The sequence below is a fragment of the Bacillus sp. SIMBA_154 genome, assembly GCF_046536015.1.
In the GTDB taxonomy this organism is placed as follows: Bacteria; Bacillota; Bacilli; order Bacillales; family Bacillaceae; genus Bacillus; species Bacillus pumilus_P.
In genome coordinates this window covers 1-274 of sequence record NZ_JAWJBV010000246.1, presented here as the reverse complement: position 1 = coordinate 274, position 274 = coordinate 1, and the positions used below count along the sequence as shown (strand labels likewise).

The window sequence follows — 274 nt, the reverse complement described above, 5'->3', positions numbered from 1 at the left end:
CATTCATGTGTCAAGGAAGACGCCCGTCCATATGCCGAATAAAGTACAAGTGGAACTCAAACATATGATATCAGGCATTCTGAAGGTGAAAGAAGACGAGATAGATGCTGAATCAGAGATGAGAGATTATGGCTTTGATTCGGTTTCATTCACGCAGTTTGCAAATGAACTAAATAAAATGTATGGGCTTGAACTGACACCGGCCGTGTTTTTTGAATACCCGACAGTCTTTAGTTTTGCCCAATACTTGCTGACGGAACATCCGGATACATTC

1 protein-coding gene is annotated in these 274 nt (G+C 41.6%); it reads left to right on the top strand.

The features are described from left to right. On the top strand, positions 1-274 hold a 274-nt coding region (locus R0K30_RS21900; RefSeq protein ID WP_410612937.1), incomplete at both ends, for an acyl carrier protein.